This window comes from Shewanella vaxholmensis (assembly GCF_031932135.1).
GTDB lineage: Bacteria > Pseudomonadota > Gammaproteobacteria > Enterobacterales > Shewanellaceae > Shewanella > Shewanella hafniensis.
Window position 1 is genome coordinate 105,496 of record NZ_JAUOEV010000013.1, and the last position, 18,673, is coordinate 124,168.

The window sequence follows — 18,673 nt, forward strand, 5'->3', positions numbered from 1 at the left end:
TTGATGCAGATAAATCCGACTCAATTAAAACAGCTTATTGAAGCGAGTTTGTTTGTATTGGGGAAACCCTTGTCGGCGAAAATGTTGAAAGACACGGTATTGGTGGATTTCACGGTTTCCAGAGACAAAATAAAAGCTGCATTGGATGAGCTGCAGCAGGATTATCAAGACAGAGGTGTGCAACTTGTGAAAGTCGCTGGGGGTTATCGCTTCCAGACCTTAGAAGTCTTGAGTCCTTTTTTGCAGCCCCTGTGGCAAGAAAAGGCGCCTAAATATTCGCGTGCGACATTAGAAACCTTGGCGGTGATTGCTTATCGTCAACCTGTGACTCGCGGCGATATTGAACAGGTGCGCGGTGTGGCCATTAGTAGTCACATCATAAAAAGTTTGTCAGATAGACATTGGATTAAAGTAGTTGGCCATAAAGAAGTACCGGGGCGACCCGCGTTATATGCCACTACCTTAGAATTTTTAGCATATTTTGGCTTAGACACCTTAGCGGATTTACCGCCGCTGTCGGATACTGAGTCATTGCAGGCGGTTTTTTCAAGTGTGAGATTAACGCCGGAACAGTCAGAAGAGCAAAATACTAATGAGTGAAAAATTGCAGAAAGTCTTGGCCCGTGCAGGCCATGGCTCCCGTCGTGAGATGGAGGCATGGATTGCTGCAGGCCGAGTTAGTATTGATGGTGAAATTGCTAGCCTTGGGGATCGGATTGAAGCCGATGCCAAAGTGCGTATCGATGGCAGAGCCATTTCGTTAAAGTCTGCCGAAGACGTGATCTGTCGAGTATTGGCATACCATAAACCTGAAGGCGAAATTTGTAGTCGTAAAGATCCTGAAGGCCGTCCAACGGTATTCGATCGCTTACCTAAAGTGCGTGATTCACGCTGGGTTGCGGTAGGTCGTTTAGACATCAACACCTCTGGTTTATTACTGTTTACCTCAGATGGTGAATTAGCAAACCGCTTAATGCATCCATCGAACGAAGTCGACCGCGAATACGCAGTGCGTACCTTTGGTGAAATCCCTGAAGCCACAGTACAACGTTTACGTACCGGCGTGATGTTAGAAGACGGCCCAGCGCAGTTTGATAGCATCAAGCCAGCGGGTGGTGAAGGCATGAACCAATGGTGGCATGTGTGTTTACGTGAAGGTCGTAACCGCGAAGTGCGCCGTCTGTGGGAATCCCAAGAAGTGCAAGTGAGCCGTTTGATCCGTATCCGTTACGGTATGGTTGAATTGCCAAAATCACTGCCACGGGGTGGCTGGGTTGAATTGCCAATGGAGCAAGTTAACTACTTGCGTAAACTAGCAGGTTTAGAAGCTGAAACCCGCACTATGCTTGCTGCCGATAAACACAGCGTAGCTCGTGCACAGGTGAAAAGTGCTAAAATTCGCCGCGCAGTACGTAAGCATAAAGTGACAGGTTCGGGAAAACCTAAGCCATCGCGTCAGCGCAGCTAAGTTGTTTTATCCCAATGAAAAAGGCCGCTAAGCGGCCTTTTTGCTTTCTGTTATTTGCAGCTATGTTATAACAAGTCTCAGTTGGATTGAGGAGTGAATGGATGAAGCTAATTTCAGTGCGACGGATTTGGGAGCAAGCGGCCCATAATGCATTTACCGATTTAATCGCGTTTCAGGAAGCACTTTTTTGTGTTTTCCGTGAAGGGACTGCCCATGTGTCACCCGATGGTGCGCTACGTATTCTACGTTCAGTGGATGGCGGTGAGACGTGGCAGAGCGTGGCGCTTATTCGTTCGGATGAGGCTGATTTACGCGATGGCAAACTGATTGAATATCAAGGGGAATTGCTTTTACTCGGTGGCGGGACCTTACATAATAAGTCGGGTATACAATCACATCTTTGGCGCTCAGCCGATGGGCGATCGTGGTCGGATGCGCTAAAGATAGCTGATAAGGGCTATTGGTTATGGCGCTTAACTGAACATCAAAATACACTCTATGGTGTGGGCTATCGCCCAGGACCTGATGGTGACACTCGTTTGTATAAGAGCGATGATGGCGTACACTTCAAGACTTGGCTAAAGCTGTTTAATAATCAAGGTTATGTCAATGAAACAGCCATTGTTTTTGATCAAGACAGCGGCTTTTGTCTCTTGAGGCGCGATCCCGTTTAGGGCCCTGAATTTGTTGGTTTACTCGGCCGCAGCCTAGCGCCATTTACCGATTGGCAATGGCAAGAACTCGATAAGCGCATTGGTGGGCCTGTGATGTTGATGTATCAATCCCGCCTGTTGGCTGTGGTGCGCTTATATGATGAACAAGTTCGAACGGCTTTAGTTGAAATTCATCCAGATACTGGCGTGGTTCAAGAACTATTGACACTGCCATCGAAGGGCGATACCAGTTATGCGGGCGTAGTGATTGATGGAAATGAGTTGTGGGTAAGTTATTACTCAAGCCATGAGTTAGCTGACTCACAGCTGGATACGCAAAATTCGCTTGATGAATCAAGCAGAGCCGCTAAAGCTAAAACAATGATTTATTTTGCAAAAATTCAGTTGAGTTAACATTAGCGGTGCGGCGTCTTTATGCTGCTTATTGCCATGGATTAATACAGAGCTCCATCTTGCGAATATCTAAAATAATAAAGGGCCATCAATAGGCCCTTTATTATTGCTAAATCATACTGCTAAACCGATAAGCGATGTGATTACTGAGCGTTGAACTGCTGACCGTTCACTGTGCTAGCATCTTGACCCATCAGATATAAATAGGTCGGCATGATCTCTTCTGCGGTTTTGAGATCCAATGGATTCTCAGCAGGGTAGGCTTTAGCACGCATCTCAGTGCGGGTAGCACCTGGATTGATACTGTTGACGCGAACCGAGGTGCCATCGCACTCATGGGCGAGGACTTGCATCATGCCTTCGGTGGCAAACTTAGAGAAGGCATAAGGTCCCCAGTAGGCGCGGCCTTGACGACCCACACTGCTCGACGTGAAGATAATCGATGCACTGGGCGCTTGGCGCATCACAGGTAGTAATGCTTTAGTTAGCATAACTTGGGCCGTGACGTTCACTTTGAGTACGTCTTCGAGTGATGGAATATCTATGTGTTCAAACGGGCCTAGGGCACCGAGCAGGCTCGCGTTATGTAATAAGCCGTCTAAATGATCGAATTGCTCGGCTATGGTATCGGCCATATCGCGATAATTTTGCTCCGTCGCGCCCTTAAGATCTAATGGCACTATGGCAGGTTTTGGATAACCGGCTTGTTCGATAACATCGTAAACCGCTTCTAGTTTTTTCACTGTTTTACCGAGTAAAATCACAGTGGCGCCGTGCTTTGCAAACTCAATGGCAGCGGTGCGACCTATGCCTGCGCCAGCGCCTGTCACTAAAATTGTTTTGCCTTTGAGTAAATCTTTTGCTGCTTGATATTCCAACATGAGTCTCTTTTTCCTCTTGGCGAGAATGCCCGCCACTTCTAGAGTCGCCGAAGTGATAAACGCATGTTTCAAACAAATGAATGAAACTTTGTTATAAATAGCTAAAATGTTTGTGACAAACTTGTGGCTAACTCAATATTTTTACGTTAACTTGAAATGAGTTAGGGGCTAACATAAGCCCTATTGGTCACAGATTTAAAAGCTATTGTGACTAATTTCTTGGGGAAAACAAAACTATTACAACAAGATTTGGGGAAAAAAGATGAAAAGACTCATTTTGGGTGTTGCGATTGCATCTGCACTGGGCCTCACAGGATGTGGTGAGGACAGTTATAACGATCTCAAGGATAAGACAGAACCACTCGTCCCTGAATCGCACATGGTGTTCGACCCTGCTAATTCAAAAGTACCATTACCGAATGATTTGCTATTCAGTGGTACCAAGGATGGCACATTATCGATTCCGGGTGAAAGCTCAGGCAATTATGTTGATCCACAAATCGCGCTTGGGGCGTTAGATGGCTGGTCGACAACATCACCGATTTCCATTGATATTGATTTAGCGAAAAAACACGACGGCACACCGCTGACCTTAATGGCGGCATCGGTTGCACAACCTGGCGCAGTAAGAATGTTTGAGGCCACTGTCGGTGGTCCATTGTCTTCTGATGCTGAATGTACTGCTAAACCGTCAGTTTCAGCGTGTAAAGTCGGAGCAGAACTTCAGTTTGGCGTTGACTTTGTATCCACCGCATCAGGCAATAAAGTGGTGATCGTGCCGCTTAAGCCACTCAAAGCTGGGCAGTCGTATATTTATGCGACAACCAATCTTATTCAAGATTCTGAAGGTCGTGGCATTGCGCCTTCAACTACTTATGGTTTGTTGAAGCTGGACATCACGACATTGCCATTAGAAACACCCGATCAATTGATGCTGCAAACCTTAGTGAACAGCTATGAGAAAGGCATTGCTGCGGCCCATAATGTCGATCCTTCTACCATAAGCTACTCTGGACTGTTTACGACTCAGTCTGTCGCTAACGTCTATGAAACGACTAAACTGCTGATGGCAAAGGGCGCGCCTTATGCCCCCAGCTTTGCTCAGATGCCAACGCCAGCGGGTTATACCGTTGCACAAGCTGCGGGCTTAACACCGGCTGCTGGAGCTGCCTACGTGGTATCAAGTTTAGCCGATGTATATACCGCCAAAATTAAACTGCCGATTTACGGTGACTGCTCTTCGGTCAGTTGTTTATCAGCTGAAGGTAAACCATTAATTAATGGTCATTGGAAAGCACAAGGCGATAGTCCAGTCTCGGTACTATTAGCTTTGCAAGCGGGCACACTCAGCCAAAATAATTTTGGTATGCAAGCCGTGGCCAATGGTATTGCGAACCCTGCCGATGCGTTAGCCAATCCGTCTCTAATGGCGGGTAAAACTTGGTTGTTAGACGATGGTGCAGCGGTAGATAAAACTAAGCATCTGACCAAGTTCAACCCAATTCCAGCGATTAAAGGATATGAAACCGTACCTGTACTGATTTCTATGCCTAATGCGGCAAGATTAGCGGACTTTTATCAGCAACAAGGTATTCCCTTTACTCCGCCGACAGCGGGTTGGCCAACCACAATCGCACTGCACGGTTTAGGTGGCGGCAAAGAAATGTCACTGGCCTATGCGGGTTCGTATGCGGCCATGGGCGTTGCAACTATTGCTATCGATATGCCACTGCATGGGGCGCGCTCATTCGATGCTAACGGCGATGGGGTTTATGAAGTCTCTGCGACCGATCCTTCTTTTGGGGCTGTAGTCGGTACACCAGATGCCTTTAAAAATGGTAATCCGCTGGTGTTCGTGAATATCTCTAGCACTTTGTCGGTTCGTGATAATTTCCGTCAAGCGACGATGGACCATTTAGGTGTTCGTCTTGCTCTAACAGGATTAGCACAGGGCTTAGCACAAGCAGGTCAGCCACAAGTATTTGACGTGTCTAAAATCAGTGCTCAAGGTCTGAGTTTAGGCGCGATTGTCGGCACCGATTTTGCGACCTATGCCAGCACTGGCATGAAGAACCCTGCAACGGGTGATGCCTTGCCAAATGCGTATGGCATCAATGCCTTATCCCTAGCAGCGCCTGCAGGGGGATTAGCAGGATCATTTGCGGGTTCTGCAACCTTTGGTCCAGTGCTGTTTAGCAATATCAAGGCATCTGCGACTTTCCAAGCGCTGGTCGATAAGGCTAATACTGCAGGATATGAGGTGGGGAGTCCTGAATATGAGGCACTGGTGCAGGCAGTATATGCCCAGTTTATTCCTACGTTTGCCTTTGCGGTTCAAACGGCTGTGGATTCTGCTGATCCAATTAACCATGCCGCTACGTTAAAGGCGACGGACTTACCTGTTCATTTGATTGAAATCGCCGGTGATGGCAATGGTAACTTACCTGATCAAGTGTTACCGAACCGGGTAGATAACTTTCCGTTATCGGGCACTGAGCCGTTGATATCTGCTATTGGCCTACCTTGTGTCGATAGTACCAGTAAAGGTCATGGCGTTGTGCGTTTCTCTAAAGGTCACCATAGTTCGATTGTGAGCCCAGGTGAAACGGACGCTACAGATGGTATGGCTGCTGCTGCTACCGTTGAAATGCAGACTCAAGTGGCAAACTATGCTGCGACTGCAGGTAAAGGTGATGCGACGATTTTAGTGACAAACAGCGATGTCATTGCGACTTGTCCTAACTAATCTGCGCTTAATCGGAAAAACCCAGCGAATGCTGGGTTTTTTTATGGGCCTTTAGGCTGTTAGAATAGCGCGCAATTGACTGATTGATGTAACGCCCTAACGGAGAGCACTTTGGAATTTTTATACGAGTATGGAATGTTTTTGGCGAAAGCCGTCACGATAGTGGTCGCAATCGTTGCGGTTATTATTGTGGTGTTGGCTTCCACTGTTAAACATAAGTCAGATAAGGGCGAGCTGAGGATCACTAACCTGTCTGAAGAGTTAGAAGAACTGAAGCATGGCTTAAAAGAAGAACTCCTTTCAAAGAAGCAATTCAAAGCCTATGAAAAGCAATTAAAGGCAGAAGAAAAGGCGAAAGACAAAGCTGCTGATGATGCCTGCACGGGCAAAGTGTTCGTGATCGATTTTAAGGGCAGTATCGATGCCGCTGAGGTTGCGTCACTGCGTGAAGAAATCAGTGCCATTTTAGCTATTGCGGAAAAAGGCGATGAAGTGGTTGTTAATGTCGAAAGTGGCGGCGGTATGGTGCACGGCTATGGTTTAGCCTCCAGCCAGCTTGACCGTTTACGCCAAGCCGATATTCCGCTAACAGTATGCGTTGATAAAGTGGCTGCCAGTGGCGGTTATATGATGGCCTGTGTTGCGAATAAAATTTATGCGGCGCCTTTTGCAATTGTTGGTTCAATTGGTGTTGTTGCTCAACTGCCGAACTTTAATCGTTTGCTGAAAAAGCATGAAATCGATTATGAGCAACATACCGCCGGTAATTTTAAACGCACTTTGACAGTGTTTGGTGAAAACTCCGATGAGGGAAGACAGAAGTTTCAAGAAGAACTCGAAGAAACCCACGTCTTATTCAAAGCGTTTGTCGGTAAATATCGCCCTGAGTTGGATTTAGTGAAAGTGGCTACTGGCGAGCATTGGTACGGCCAGCAAGCCATTGAATTAGGGTTGGTTGATGCGATTTCGACCAGTGATGATGTGATTATGTCACTTGCCGCAGAGCGCACTGTGTATAAGATGCGTTATCAGGTGAGAAAGAAACTTGCCGCTAAAATTGCCCATGGCGCCTCTTTATCTGTGAATGCTATTTTTAATCGTCTTATCGAGAAAAACCGTCCAATGTAATTGAATCTAGTGTGGATACTTTTTGAGTATTCACACTTTTCTGTTTGGCTTAACGCCCAAAGCTGCGTATCTATTGCAAATTTTTTTAGCTTTTATATTATTCCCCCCTCAATTTAAAATCATTAACTCACTATTGCTATCAGTTTGTTAAGCACATTAATAAAACGTCATGCAGCAAATGCGTAAATTCATTGCGAATGAAAAATCCCTATGTTAAAAATCCCGTCGATAAAGTGGTGTTAAAAATTAAACTAAAGTTAATTAATTTTTAATGCTGTTTCAATGTTGACGTTAAATAACCTTAGCTGAATCAATCTTAGGTGCTGGAGATTAACATGGGGAGACGAGTGCGGGTGTTTATTAGCCTTATAATATTCACTGTCTCATTACTCTTGCTTTATAATTTAGAACAAGAATATCAATTAAGTGACATTATTAAAGAGGTTAAAGGATTTTCATTTGTTGAGTTGTTATGTGCAGTACTACTCACAGTGGGCAGTTACTCTTTATTAACCTTGTACGATTTTATTGCCGTTCGAAATGTCGACAAGGAGATACCTTATCGTAAAATAGTCCCTATTTCTTTTTTAGGTTTTACCTTCTCCAATACCATTGGGTTCTCTTTGTTAACGGGGACGTCGATAAGATATAAATTTTATTCCGAACTCGGCTTAAGTGGTAATAAAATCACTCAAATAGTCATTTCATGTTCAGTGACATTCTTCCTCGGACTCTTTTTTATTTGTGGTATTGCACTGGTATGCTTTCCCTCTGAACAATTATCAGCCTTACCTTTGCCAACATGGCTATTTTCATTAACGACAGTGATCGGTATTGGCATGCTGCTCAGTGTATTGGGTTATTTACTGATGAGTGTGCTGCGGAAAAAGCCATTTAACTTTCGTGGCTTTGAAATTACGCCACCTCTGTTATCTGTATCTTTAAGACAGTTGCTGGTGTCTTCACTTGATTGGATTGTCGTAGGAACCTTGTTTTATAGCTTACTGCCAGCGGTAGAAAATTTGGGCTATATACAGGTCTTAAGTATTTTCTTTGTTGCGAATGCGCTAGGGGTGCTTGCCCATGTGCCGGGTGGTATTGGGGTGTTCGAGTCCGTCGTGACTGTGGCCTTATCGCAATATTTACCGGTTGAGCAAATCCTCGGCGCCATTATTGTCTATCGGATCATTTATTACATTATTCCATTTTTAATTTCTTTGGCATACTTTGTTATTACGATCGCGCTGTCAAATAAAGATAAAATTGTAAAATTAAATACTCGAATTGCATTTATCCGCCAACTATTACCACCGCTACTGAGTATCAGCGTATTTAGCTCGGGTTTGGTATTACTCTTGTCAGTGGTTAACCCTTCTATTATCCATAAATATCACTGGTTAGGCGAATTAGTACCGCTGCCGATCATCGAAATATCGAGCATCATTTTGAGTGTGAGTGGTGTCTTGCTATTGTTGTTATCCCATGGATTATTTAAACGCTACCATAACGCTTTTGTATTGACGAAAAAATTGCTGTTGGTAGGCGTGTTATTTATTATGCTTAAGGGCGCAGAATGGGAAATATCACTTGCGATAGGATTAGTTTACGCATTGATGTTGCCATGTGATAATTTGTTTTATCGAAAGGGTTCAGTCGTTGGGATTAAATACTCTTTTGGTTGGCTGTTATCACTTTCTGCCGCCTTATTCTTGATGATTTGGGTATTATTTTTCTCCTATCAAGATGTTGATTATGATCATTCACTCTGGTTTACCTTCTCCCCCGATAGCCATGTATCACGAGCATTGCGAGGAGGAGCGATTGCTATCTTTATCGTGCTTGCCTTTGTCGTGCGCTATTTCTCGTCACGAACTCAGCTTAAATCACCACAACTGGATACGCCTTCATTAAAGCAGGCGATGGAGATTGTCGCGCAGTCGCCGAGCAGTCATGGCTATTTAGCCTTAGTGCAAGATAAATCAATCCTATTTAACGAGGATAAAGACGCCTTTCTTATGTATGCAAGGGCTGGACATTGCTGGGTGGTAATGGGCGATCCAATTGGTAATCAACATAAATTTGATGATTTATTGTGGCAGTTTAGGGAGTTATGCGATGCCTACGATGGTTGGCCGGTGTTTTATCAAGTGACGCAAAAATACCTGCCGAGCTTTTTAGAGCAAGGATTAGGTTTATATAAATTAGGCGAGGAGGCGATTGTTCAGCTCGACCAATTTGACTTACCGTCGAGTCGCTATCGGAGTTTGCGCCAGAGTCATGCCAAGGCGCAGCGTGAAGGCTTAAGTTTTGCAGTGATTGAGGCGAGCCAAGTGAGGGCCATACTGCCGCAATTAGAAGCCATATCATCGACTTGGCTGAAGGCGAAGCAAGGGCGCGAAAAGGGGTTTTCTGTCGGCTATTTCTCTGCAGCCTATCTGTGTTCGACACCTATGGCATTAGTGTATGCAAATGGTGAACTCGTGGCGTTTTCAAATATTTGGGCGAGTGCCGCTCAGGTTGAATTTTCTGTCGATCTCATGCGTTACGAGCCTAAATTATCGAGCAGTAACATCATGGATTTTCTGTTTACTGAACTATTGCTATGGGGAAAACAGCAAGGCTATCAGAGGTTTAATCTCGGGATGGCGCCGATGTCAGGCTTGACCAACAGAGCGTTGGTGCCATTTTGGACTAAGTTGGCGAAGGTTGTGTATAAGAAGGGTAATAAGTTTTATAACTTTCAGGGGCTTAGAAGATACAAGGATAAGTTTAATCCAACGTGGGAGGCCAAGTATTTGATTTGTTATGGCGGATTATCTCTGCCAATTGTAGTGGGCAGTTTAGTGACATTAACGAGTCGTGGTGCAACCGGTGTATTTAAAAAGTAGGTGAACGATGAATAAATCCTTTGTGAAAATACTCAGCCTTATGATGATGTTTTGTAGTAGCTTTAGTGTCTTAGCCGATGACTTTGCTGACTCACTCGGCCTGACACTTCTGCCAGTTGCTAGCGGCGCGAATGATCAAGCGAGTGCGAAAAAGCCGCCCTTAGTCATCTTTATGAGTGGCGATGGTGGCTGGGCTAATTTAGATCAAGGTGTGAGCCAGTTATTGCAACAGCAGGGCTGGCCAGTGGTGGGGTGGAGTTCGCTAAAATACTATTGGAAACAAAAAGATCCCAAGGATGTGACTCAAGATACTATGGCCATTATCGATAAGTACGAGGCCGAATTTGGCACACAAAAGGTGGTATTGGTTGGTTATTCTTTTGGCGCCGAAATCATACCTTTTGTGCTTAATGATCTGCCACTCAAGTATCGACATAAGATCCTCGGTGGGGTGTTATTGTCACCTTCACAGACGTCGGATTTTGAAGTGCATGTGAGTGAAATCGTCACGTCTAGCAATGAGTCCGCAAGTTATCTGACGTTGCCCGAGGTAAATAAACAGAAGACAGTGCCTATGCTGTGCTTATATGGCAAAGACGATGATGCCCCTAAGCATTTGTGCCCAGTAGTAAAACAGCCGAATGTGACTGTGATGGAGTTAGACGGTGGCCATAGCTTTGATGATGATTACGATAAAGTGGTGACTATCATAAAGCATTGGTTGAAAAGCTAAGTTATACCCATCACCGATATCAGCTTAAATACATTCAGAAAGAAAAGGGCGCTGAATGCGCCCTTTGGTTTTTCGCGAATTGAATGTCGCGTTAATCAGATTTGATAGCTGATATGTTGATGGAAGCGTACGACGAGATCTTCACGCTCCGGGTCGATACCGATATCTGCGGCGAAGGCCTTCAGGGCTGTTTCTACATTGTTCATAAAGCGTCCGAAGCCTGAATCATCACAGTCTTTGGTGCCCGCGACTATGGTGAAGTGCGCGGCTTCGACTAAGTTATCGGCATTCCAGCGACGGATCACTTGTTGCTCAGTCGCATTAGGATCGAACCCTATCATTTGTACTTCGGCTTTGCTGTCGAGTTTTTCAAACTTACTGTTACGCACCAGCGGGGTTAAGCCGTTTGCTATCATGGCAAGACGCGTCAATTGTCTGTTGGCTGCCGCTTTGAGGAAGCAATCTTCAAGGTGTTGATATAAAGGCGTAAAGTCGGTTGCTGAGTCAGGTAATAAACCCTGCTTAAGTTTACGACTCAGTGGCAAGCTTACTGTTACATAAGTGAGAGAGCTGACGTTCTCTGGTAATTCGCACTTTCTGGCTTTATATCTTGGGCCGATGGCACGCAGTTTATAGCCATAGGTTTCTTTATAGCCCTTGGCTTTTGCGAACAGATCATAGGATAAATGCTGATGGTCGCGGACCTTAACTTTAAGATCGCTTATCGGCATTAAAGGCATCAATTTTGTCAGTAATTCGCGCACTCTAATGTGGAAACTGGCAGAATTACTGCGGATATCTTCACCCGTGGCAAGGAAGACAATGCGCAGTTTACGGGCGCGATAGTTTTCTTGCGAGAATAAATTTTGGGCTTCGTGGTAGGCTGGATTATAAAAAAATAGAATTTGTTCAGTGGTTTGGAAGCAATAGGCTTCGGTGTGGTAACGGACAACAGGCAGTTTATCGTTAGTGATCACGTGGACATTACGCAGATCGTGTTGTTCTGCCAAATTAAATATCAAACGGCTTAAGGTTTGATAACAGCTTTGATAATCAGGATATTGACTCAGTAGTTCATCCGTCACCTTGATTTCGGCTGTGATGTATTGATTGGTACGGGCTTCCTTGGGTATGTACACTTTTTGCTGATGGCTAAGGGACATATTGACTCCTTGTTTGAGTTAACCATTTGCTAACACGAATTTTACTGTTTATCTATAGGGTTAATCTTGCGTTAGAACACGTTTTTATCCGTTGAGCATGAGTTTAGCTAAGTAAGCGGTTCGACAGCTTAAAATTGCAGCTATTTTATTGGGTTAACGCATCTTCTATCCATGGTTGCATCCAAGTTGCTATCTGCGCCTGCGCCTTTTCGTTGGGGTGAATGCCATCCCGCTGCATTAATTCTGGATGGGGCGCGATATCCTGCATAAAGAAGGGGATCAACACGATATCCTGTGTTTTGGATATGTCTTGATACACTTGGGTGAACTTTTGGGTGTAGCGAGGGCCATAGTTAGGCGGTACCATGATCTCGGTCAGCAGCACTTTTGCGCCGCTATCTTTGGCTAGGGTAATGATTTGGATTAGATTATTTTCAAGTTGCGTTGGGGGGAATCCACGTAAACCATCATTACCACCCAGTTCAACGACCACAAGGTCGGGGGCAACGGAATCGAGTAAGGCGGGTAATCGGCGTAAGCCGCCCGCTGTGGTTTCGCCACTCACTGAGCCATTAGTAAATTGATGTTCGGGCAGATTTTTTTGCAGCAGCGCCACCCAGCCTGACTGCTCTGCCATGCCATAGCTAGCGCCTAAGCTGTCGCCGAGGATCAACACCTTTGCCGCGTGCGCTGGCGTGGCCATGAATACACTCAATAGGATGAATGCCCCCAGGGTCTTCGCCATTGATTTTAATCTTAGCGATTGATACCAGAACGATTTATATAAGAAGGATCCTATGTCTAACGTCATCTTAAAAAACAGTGCCATCAATGTTGTTAACCTCGAAAAATCAGTGACTACTCAGGAAGGAACGCTCACTATCCTCAAGGGCATTAACTTAGATGTCAAGCAAGGTGAGAGTGTGGCTATTCTTGGCCCGTCGGGTTCGGGCAAGTCTACCCTGCTCGGGCTGCTTGCGGCGCTTGATACGCCTACCTCTGGCGAAATTTGGCTCGATGGCGTGGCGTTATCCCCACTGAATGAAGAGCAAAAAGCCGCGCTGCGTAAACAGAAGGTCAGCTTTATTTTTCAATCATTTATGTTAGTGGATACCTTAACTGCGCTGGAGAACGTCATGTTACCCGCCGAGCTTGCGGGCGTGAGCAATGCTAAGGAAAAAGCCCAAGCCATGCTGGTGCGGGTCGGTTTATCCCATCGTTTGACCCATTTACCCAAACAATTATCGGGCGGAGAACAGCAAAGGGTGGCGATTGCCCGTGCTTTTATTTGTGAGCCCACAGTGCTGTTTGCCGATGAACCCACGGGTAACTTGGACAGCGTTAACGGCCATAAAATTGCCGATATGTTGTTTGAGCTGAATCAAGAAAGCCACACCACTCTTATCCTCGTCACCCACGATTTACTATTGGCCAAGCGTTGTGAGCGGCAGCTGGTTATGGATAACGGCCATTTACAGGAAGATACGGCGCATACAGCACCGCTCGCCGATGCTAAGGAGGCTTAACAATGGAGTTAAGTCTGGCATGGCGCCTGTTTAAGCGCGAGTTACAGCAAGGGCAATTGTTATTGATTATCCTCGCTATTACGCTCGCGGTACTGTCTGTGAGTGGGTTGGCGCGGGTGAGTGAGCGCCTGCAAGTGGCGATCACTGGCCAAGCTTCACAGTTTATTGCCGCCGATCGGATTATCGATTCGCCGGTTAAAATTGATGCGGCGATTTTAACCAAAGCCGAAAATCTTGGGCTTAAGCATGTGACGAACATGCAATTTAATTCCATGGTCTATTCGGGTGATAAGTTTCAGTTAGTCACAGTTCGCGCCGTTGAAACGGGTTATCCACTCAAGGGCGACATTGAACTCACCAGCGGTAAAACCAAGGCTTTACCTCAAGCGGGTGAAATCTGGTTTGAGACTCGCTTAGGTGGACTCCTCGGTTATCCTAAAACCATCGAACTAGGTAACAGCGAATTTGTGCTCAGCAATGAGATCAATCGCTTGCCCGACGCGGGCTTTAATCCTTTTGCTTCATCGCCCGTGGTATTGATGCGCATGGAAGATGTCGCCAAAACGGGAGTGATTCAACCGGGCAGCCGCGTGACCTATCTGTATCAATTTGCTGGCGATGAAGCCTCGCTTACGGCCTTTGAGCAAAGTGTTAAACCGCTTCTCAATAGCACCCAGCGCTGGGTCGATGTGCAATCCGGTGATTCGCCGATAGCGGGAGCAGTTAAGCGAGCTGAGCGCTTCCTACTACTAGCAAGTTTGATGGGCATTGCACTGGCCTGCGCCGCGATAGGCATTGCCGCCCAGCGTTATTGTCAGCGCCATTACGATGTGGTGGCCATGCTGAAAACCTTTGGCGCCTCAGCAAAGCAAATTCGGTTGTTGTTCGGCACTCACTTATTGTTAGTGACGTTAATGGGGATTGTGCTTGGCCTTATCGGTGGTGTGTTACTCGATTTTGGGATCAGTTATCTATTGCCGCCCGAAATTGCCGCCTATTCGCCGCCACTCACACGGCCCTTATTGCTCGGTGTAAGCACAGGGCTTATCAGCGCCTTTATGTTTTCGGCTTACCCACTGATGCGCTTGCTGGCTATTCCGCCACTACGAGTGCTACAGCGTCAGTTAGAAGGCTTACAGCTAGGGATGTGGCTGCATCTACTTTTGAGCTTAGGGGCGATGGCGTTACTGGGCTATTTGTATTCCCAAAGTTGGGCTTTGACCCTGACTGTGGTCGCGGCCGTGTTGCTGCTCGGTGTGCTGTTAAGTGTGCTTGGCTTTGTGATGATACGTTTAGGCCACAGTGTTGGTATGAAAACCACCAATCCCTTACAGTTGGCACTGGCAGGGCTCAGACGTCGTGCGCGGCAAAATGCGGTGCAATTGGTGGGATTTAGCGCCGCACTGGTATTGTTATTGACGATTCTAGCGTTAAGACAAGACTTGCTCAACGAGTGGCAAAAACAGTTGCCCGAAAATGCACCTAACTACTTCCTCGTCAATATTGCCCCCGACGATGCTAAGCCCTTGAATGATTTTATGACGTCTAAGGGCATAGTCGCGACGGACATTTATCCTGTGATCCGTGGCCGTTTAACTCAAATTAACGGTGAAGCGCTGATTTCGAATGAACAGTCTGATGCGGGTGAAAAAGGCAGAGTGGGTATTTCCCGTGAGTTAAACCTAACGTGGCGCAATACGCTGCCTGCCAATAACGAATTGTTAGAGGGGCATTTTAATCAAGCGGCCGATGAAGTGTCGGTGGAATCTGGCGTGGCGGAACGTTTGGGTATCGGCATTGGCGATAAATTGACTTATGTCATTGATAATAAAGAACTCATAGTTAAAGTTGCCAGCATTCGCGCCGTGCACTGGGAAACACTGCAGCCAAATTTCTTTATGATTTTCACCCAAGAAGCTCTCGCGCCCTTTGCTTATACCTCGATGGCGAGTTTTTATCTGAACGATCAAACTACTAATAGCCAAGCGACGAATGACCAGTCAACAAATGACCCAGCAACAAGTGGGCAAGCACTGAATGCCACGCCTAAGGATGCAGTGATCCTTGCGCTTATTCAGCAATTCCCGACCATATCGATCATCGATGTGGGCGCTATGGTGGGGCAGTTACGGCAGATCATAGAGCAAGTGTCGCTATCGCTGACCTTAGTGCTGGCCTTAGTGTTACTGGCAAGTGCCTTAGTCTTGATTGCACAGACTGAAGCGGGCATGGCAACTCGGCAGCGCGAACTGGCGGTGCTGCGTACCTTTGGCGCTTCGGGATGGTTATTGCGCAGTGCAACGGGTTTAGAGTTCGCCTTGCTTGGCGGTATTGCGGGCGTGTTAGCCGTCATAGTGGCCGAATTTGCGTTATATCTACTTAAGACGCAAGTGTTTGAGCTTAATGTGTATATGCACTGGCCTTGGTGGGGAATCGCCCCTGTTTCTGGCGCCTTAATCGTGGCCTTACTTGGGGTGTGGCGTTGCCGACAATTGCTCAGCCAATCTTGCTCTGAACTATTAAAGGCGGGCAGCTAATGGTTGCTTGCATGGGCTAACACTATAAGTTTATGACTTAAGTAGGCAGCGTTAACAACAAAAAGCACTGATGCAGCCAAAGCTCAGTGCTTTTTATTGTCTGGCTGACTGGTTCTGCTGATTCTGCTCAGTTTGAACTTAAATATGCGAGTTTACATTGGCTTACAAATTGACCAGTACTTAAGTTGCTGGCAACAGAACTTAGTGCAACGCAATGGGTCTATTTAACTGAGAAATGCGACTCGCTTATACATGCCATAGAGAGGGAATATATGTTCAAAGGAATAACCAAACTGCTTAAGGATAACCGCTCCTTTTTTCTGTTTATCAGTTTAATGTTAGTGTTCAGGAGCGCTGTGGCTGATTGGAATACCGTGCCATCGGGTTCTATGCTGCCGACTATCGTCGAAGGTGATCGCATTCTGGTGAACAAGATGGCCTACGATCTTAGGGTGCCATTTACCCATATCGCCTTAGTCAAACTGGCGGATCCCGCCCGCGGTGATATCGTGGTGTTCGATTCGAAAAAGGCCGATAAAAAACTCATTAAGCGGGTGATTGCTGTGCCAGGCGATACTGTGATGATGCGGGATAATCGTTTGTATTTGAATGGCGAACCTCTTGGCTACGCATCCCAAGCATTGAGTCCTTATGCTCCCGCTGATGTCACAGAAATGCAGGAGAACTTACTCGGTATGGCCCACAGTATTCGCCTTAATCCTGTCCCTTCAAGGCTCGCCAACTTTGGACCAGTCACTGTGCCAGACGCGCATTATCTAGCGCTGGGTGATAATCGAGATAACAGCGCTGATTCTCGGGTCATTGGCTTTGTGCCACGGGATGAGATTGTTGGCCGTTCAAGCTCAGTGGTTTTCTCCCTCGATTATGATGATCATTACTTGCCTCGACCTGAGCGTCTCATGCGCGAGTTTTAGCATGCGCGGATTCTAGTATTCGTGATGTTGCTCCATAAAGAAGGGCGCCGAATGAGGCGCCCTTTTGTTAGCTGGTTGATTCAAAATGCTTTACTTTAAGCAACTTCTTCAAAAGCGACTACTTCATAAAGCTCAGATAGCCCTGCAAGACAATCAAATTAACTATGTCGATAAAGAAAGCCCCGACGATAGGCACAACCATAAAGGCTTGGGGCGACGGCCCTGTGCGCGAGACGAGCGCGCCCATGTTCATTACCGCCGTTGGCGTTGCACCCATACCAAAGCCACAGTGGCCACCGGTGATCACTGCCGCATCGTAATTACTGCCCATCACTTTGAACGTCACAAAATAGGCGAACACCGCCAGTACTGCGGTTTGCACCAGTAAGATGACGAGCAGCGGGATGGCTAAATCAAAAATTTCCCATAACTTTAAGGTCATCAAAGCCATAGAAAGGAACAGTGACAAAGCGACTGTGCCTATGACATCGATACTTTCAGTATGGGGCTTATAGCCGCGGGTGAGTTCAGTGATATTGGCGATGATAACGCCAAGGAAGAGAGCATAAACAAAGTCGGGCATTTTGAGCCAAGCTATGCCCGATTGGCTGATCCACAGCGTGAGCCATTTTGAGCCTGCAACACACAGCAGCAGTACAAACAGGGTTTCTAATATGGTTTTGGCTGTGACTTGATCTTCTTCTAACTGATCGTAAGTCACTAAATGCGGATGTTCACTGTGATGCTTGCGACCAATCCCATAGCGAGAAACGAGATTATGTTTACCGATTAATCGCTGCGCAACGGGGCCACCTATGATCCCGCCCATGATTAAGCCAAAGGTCGCAGCGGCCATAGCAAACTCTAAAGTGTTGATGCCGTAGTTTTCCGCAAAGGTTTGTGACCAAGCGACGCCCGTTCCATGGCCACCCGACAGGGTAATTGACCCTGCGATAAGGCCCATAATCGGGTCTAGCCCTAACAGATTAGCTAAACTGACGCCGACGGCGTTTTGGATAACAATATAAATCGAGGCAACACCCAGAAAGATAAAGACTTTTTTACCACCGCTGAGTAACAGCTTGTAGTTTGCCGAGAGGCCAATCGTGCTGAAAAACATCAGCATTAAGGTATTTTGCAGCGATAAGCTGAAGTCGAGACTGATATTTTGAAAGTGAAGAAATGCAACACCCGCGGCGACAACGAGGCCACCTACTATGGGTTCGGGGATATTATATTGCCTAAAGACACGTACATGGCGATTGATGGAGTGGCCGATAAACAGCACGAAAATGGCAATTAAAAATGATTCTAGCTCGCCAATCGTATAGGTCGTGTGCATGAAAATTCCTTACAAACTGTCTTAGTGTGGGCATTTCAGTGAGCACAATGCCCATTGAGGAGTCACCCATCTTGTTATTAAGTACCTGCTAATGCTGGATGTTAAGCGCTTGATGTCGAGGACAGATCAGTGTCAATCCGATAAAAATTTAAAGGATGAGTGAGCGCGAGTGTGTATCGTTTTATGGTTTACAGGCCAAGAACAGCAGATTAAATAGCCTGTTCTTGAGCATAAATAACTGTCTATTTATGAGGTGTTG

At 46.2% G+C, this 18,673-nt stretch carries 13 protein-coding genes and 1 pseudogene; 10 read left to right on the forward strand and 4 right to left on the reverse strand.

The genetic code is table 11. The features are described from left to right. Nucleotides 1-3 precede the first annotated feature (3 nt). The 3 genes and pseudogenes from scpB to Q4Q46_RS12805 all read left to right on the forward strand — a co-directional run bounded on the left by scpB (nt 4) and on the right by Q4Q46_RS12805 (nt 2,535). The gene (gene scpB / locus Q4Q46_RS12795; protein WP_006082182.1) at nt 4-600 is read left to right on the forward strand and encodes an SMC-Scp complex subunit ScpB; all 597 of its coding nucleotides are present in this window, start codon (nt 4-6) and stop codon (nt 598-600) included. Further along, nucleotides 593-1,468 (forward strand): 23S rRNA pseudouridine(2605) synthase RluB, encoded by an 876-nt coding sequence (gene rluB, locus Q4Q46_RS12800; RefSeq protein WP_106650906.1) that lies wholly within the window; start codon nt 593-595, stop codon nt 1,466-1,468. Before scpB ends, rluB begins: the two co-directional genes overlap by 8 nt. A gap of 101 nt (nt 1,469-1,569) precedes the next feature. Next, nucleotides 1,570-2,535: pseudogene (locus Q4Q46_RS12805) on the forward strand (exo-alpha-sialidase). A gap of 143 nt (nt 2,536-2,678) precedes the next feature. Here Q4Q46_RS12805 and Q4Q46_RS12810 read toward each other — a convergent pair. Further along, nucleotides 2,679-3,416 (reverse strand): YciK family oxidoreductase, encoded by a 738-nt coding sequence (locus Q4Q46_RS12810; protein WP_261273251.1) that lies wholly within the window; start codon nt 3,414-3,416, stop codon nt 2,679-2,681. Nucleotides 3,417-3,678: 262 nt separating this feature from the next. Here Q4Q46_RS12810 and Q4Q46_RS12815 point away from each other — a divergent pair, with 262 nt between their 5' ends. The 4 genes from Q4Q46_RS12815 to Q4Q46_RS12830 all read left to right on the forward strand — a co-directional run bounded on the left by Q4Q46_RS12815 (nt 3,679) and on the right by Q4Q46_RS12830 (nt 10,911). Beyond that, a complete protein-coding gene (locus Q4Q46_RS12815; protein ID WP_311906124.1) occupies nt 3,679-6,162 on the forward strand; it encodes a VolA/Pla-1 family phospholipase in 2,484 nt (827 codons plus the stop codon). A gap of 111 nt (nt 6,163-6,273) precedes the next feature. Next, nucleotides 6,274-7,290: a protease SohB gene (gene sohB, locus Q4Q46_RS12820; RefSeq protein WP_311906125.1), complete on the forward strand. Its 1,017-nt coding sequence runs from the start codon at nt 6,274-6,276 to the stop codon at nt 7,288-7,290. Nucleotides 7,291-7,625: 335 nt separating this feature from the next. Then, entirely contained in the window at nt 7,626-10,178 is a 2,553-nt protein-coding gene (gene mprF, locus Q4Q46_RS12825; RefSeq protein ID WP_311906126.1) for a bifunctional lysylphosphatidylglycerol flippase/synthetase MprF, read from the forward strand. A gap of 7 nt (nt 10,179-10,185) precedes the next feature. Beyond that, on the forward strand, nt 10,186-10,911 hold the full coding sequence (locus Q4Q46_RS12830; protein WP_311906127.1) for an AcvB/VirJ family lysyl-phosphatidylglycerol hydrolase: 726 nt from the start codon (nt 10,186-10,188) through the stop codon (nt 10,909-10,911). A gap of 95 nt (nt 10,912-11,006) precedes the next feature. On the opposite strand, the gene Q4Q46_RS12835 is transcribed toward Q4Q46_RS12830, so the two are convergent. Then, nucleotides 11,007-12,074, reverse strand: a complete 1,068-nt coding sequence (locus Q4Q46_RS12835) for a DUF3083 family protein (protein WP_311906128.1) — start codon at nt 12,072-12,074, stop codon at nt 11,007-11,009. Between the two features lie 145 nt (nt 12,075-12,219). Beyond that, complete coding sequence (locus Q4Q46_RS12840) at nt 12,220-12,819, reverse strand: arylesterase (RefSeq protein ID WP_259560590.1); 600 nt, start codon at nt 12,817-12,819, stop codon at nt 12,220-12,222. Between the two features lie 52 nt (nt 12,820-12,871). Between Q4Q46_RS12840 and Q4Q46_RS12845 the strand changes: the two genes are divergently transcribed. The 3 genes from Q4Q46_RS12845 to lepB all read left to right on the forward strand — a co-directional run bounded on the left by Q4Q46_RS12845 (nt 12,872) and on the right by lepB (nt 17,072). Further along, on the forward strand, nt 12,872-13,600 hold the full coding sequence (locus tag Q4Q46_RS12845; protein WP_006082172.1) for an ABC transporter ATP-binding protein: 729 nt from the start codon (nt 12,872-12,874) through the stop codon (nt 13,598-13,600). A gap of 2 nt (nt 13,601-13,602) precedes the next feature. Further along, on the forward strand, nt 13,603-16,137 hold the full coding sequence (locus Q4Q46_RS12850) for an ABC transporter permease (RefSeq protein ID WP_311906129.1): 2,535 nt from the start codon (nt 13,603-13,605) through the stop codon (nt 16,135-16,137). A gap of 272 nt (nt 16,138-16,409) precedes the next feature. After that, on the forward strand, nt 16,410-17,072 hold the full coding sequence (gene lepB / locus Q4Q46_RS12855; protein ID WP_259480561.1) for a signal peptidase I: 663 nt from the start codon (nt 16,410-16,412) through the stop codon (nt 17,070-17,072). Between the two features lie 118 nt (nt 17,073-17,190). On the opposite strand, the gene gltS is transcribed toward lepB, so the two are convergent. Beyond that, nucleotides 17,191-18,414 (reverse strand): sodium/glutamate symporter, encoded by a 1,224-nt coding sequence (gene gltS / locus Q4Q46_RS12860; RefSeq protein ID WP_006082169.1) that lies wholly within the window; start codon nt 18,412-18,414, stop codon nt 17,191-17,193. Nucleotides 18,415-18,673: the final 259 nt, after the last annotated feature.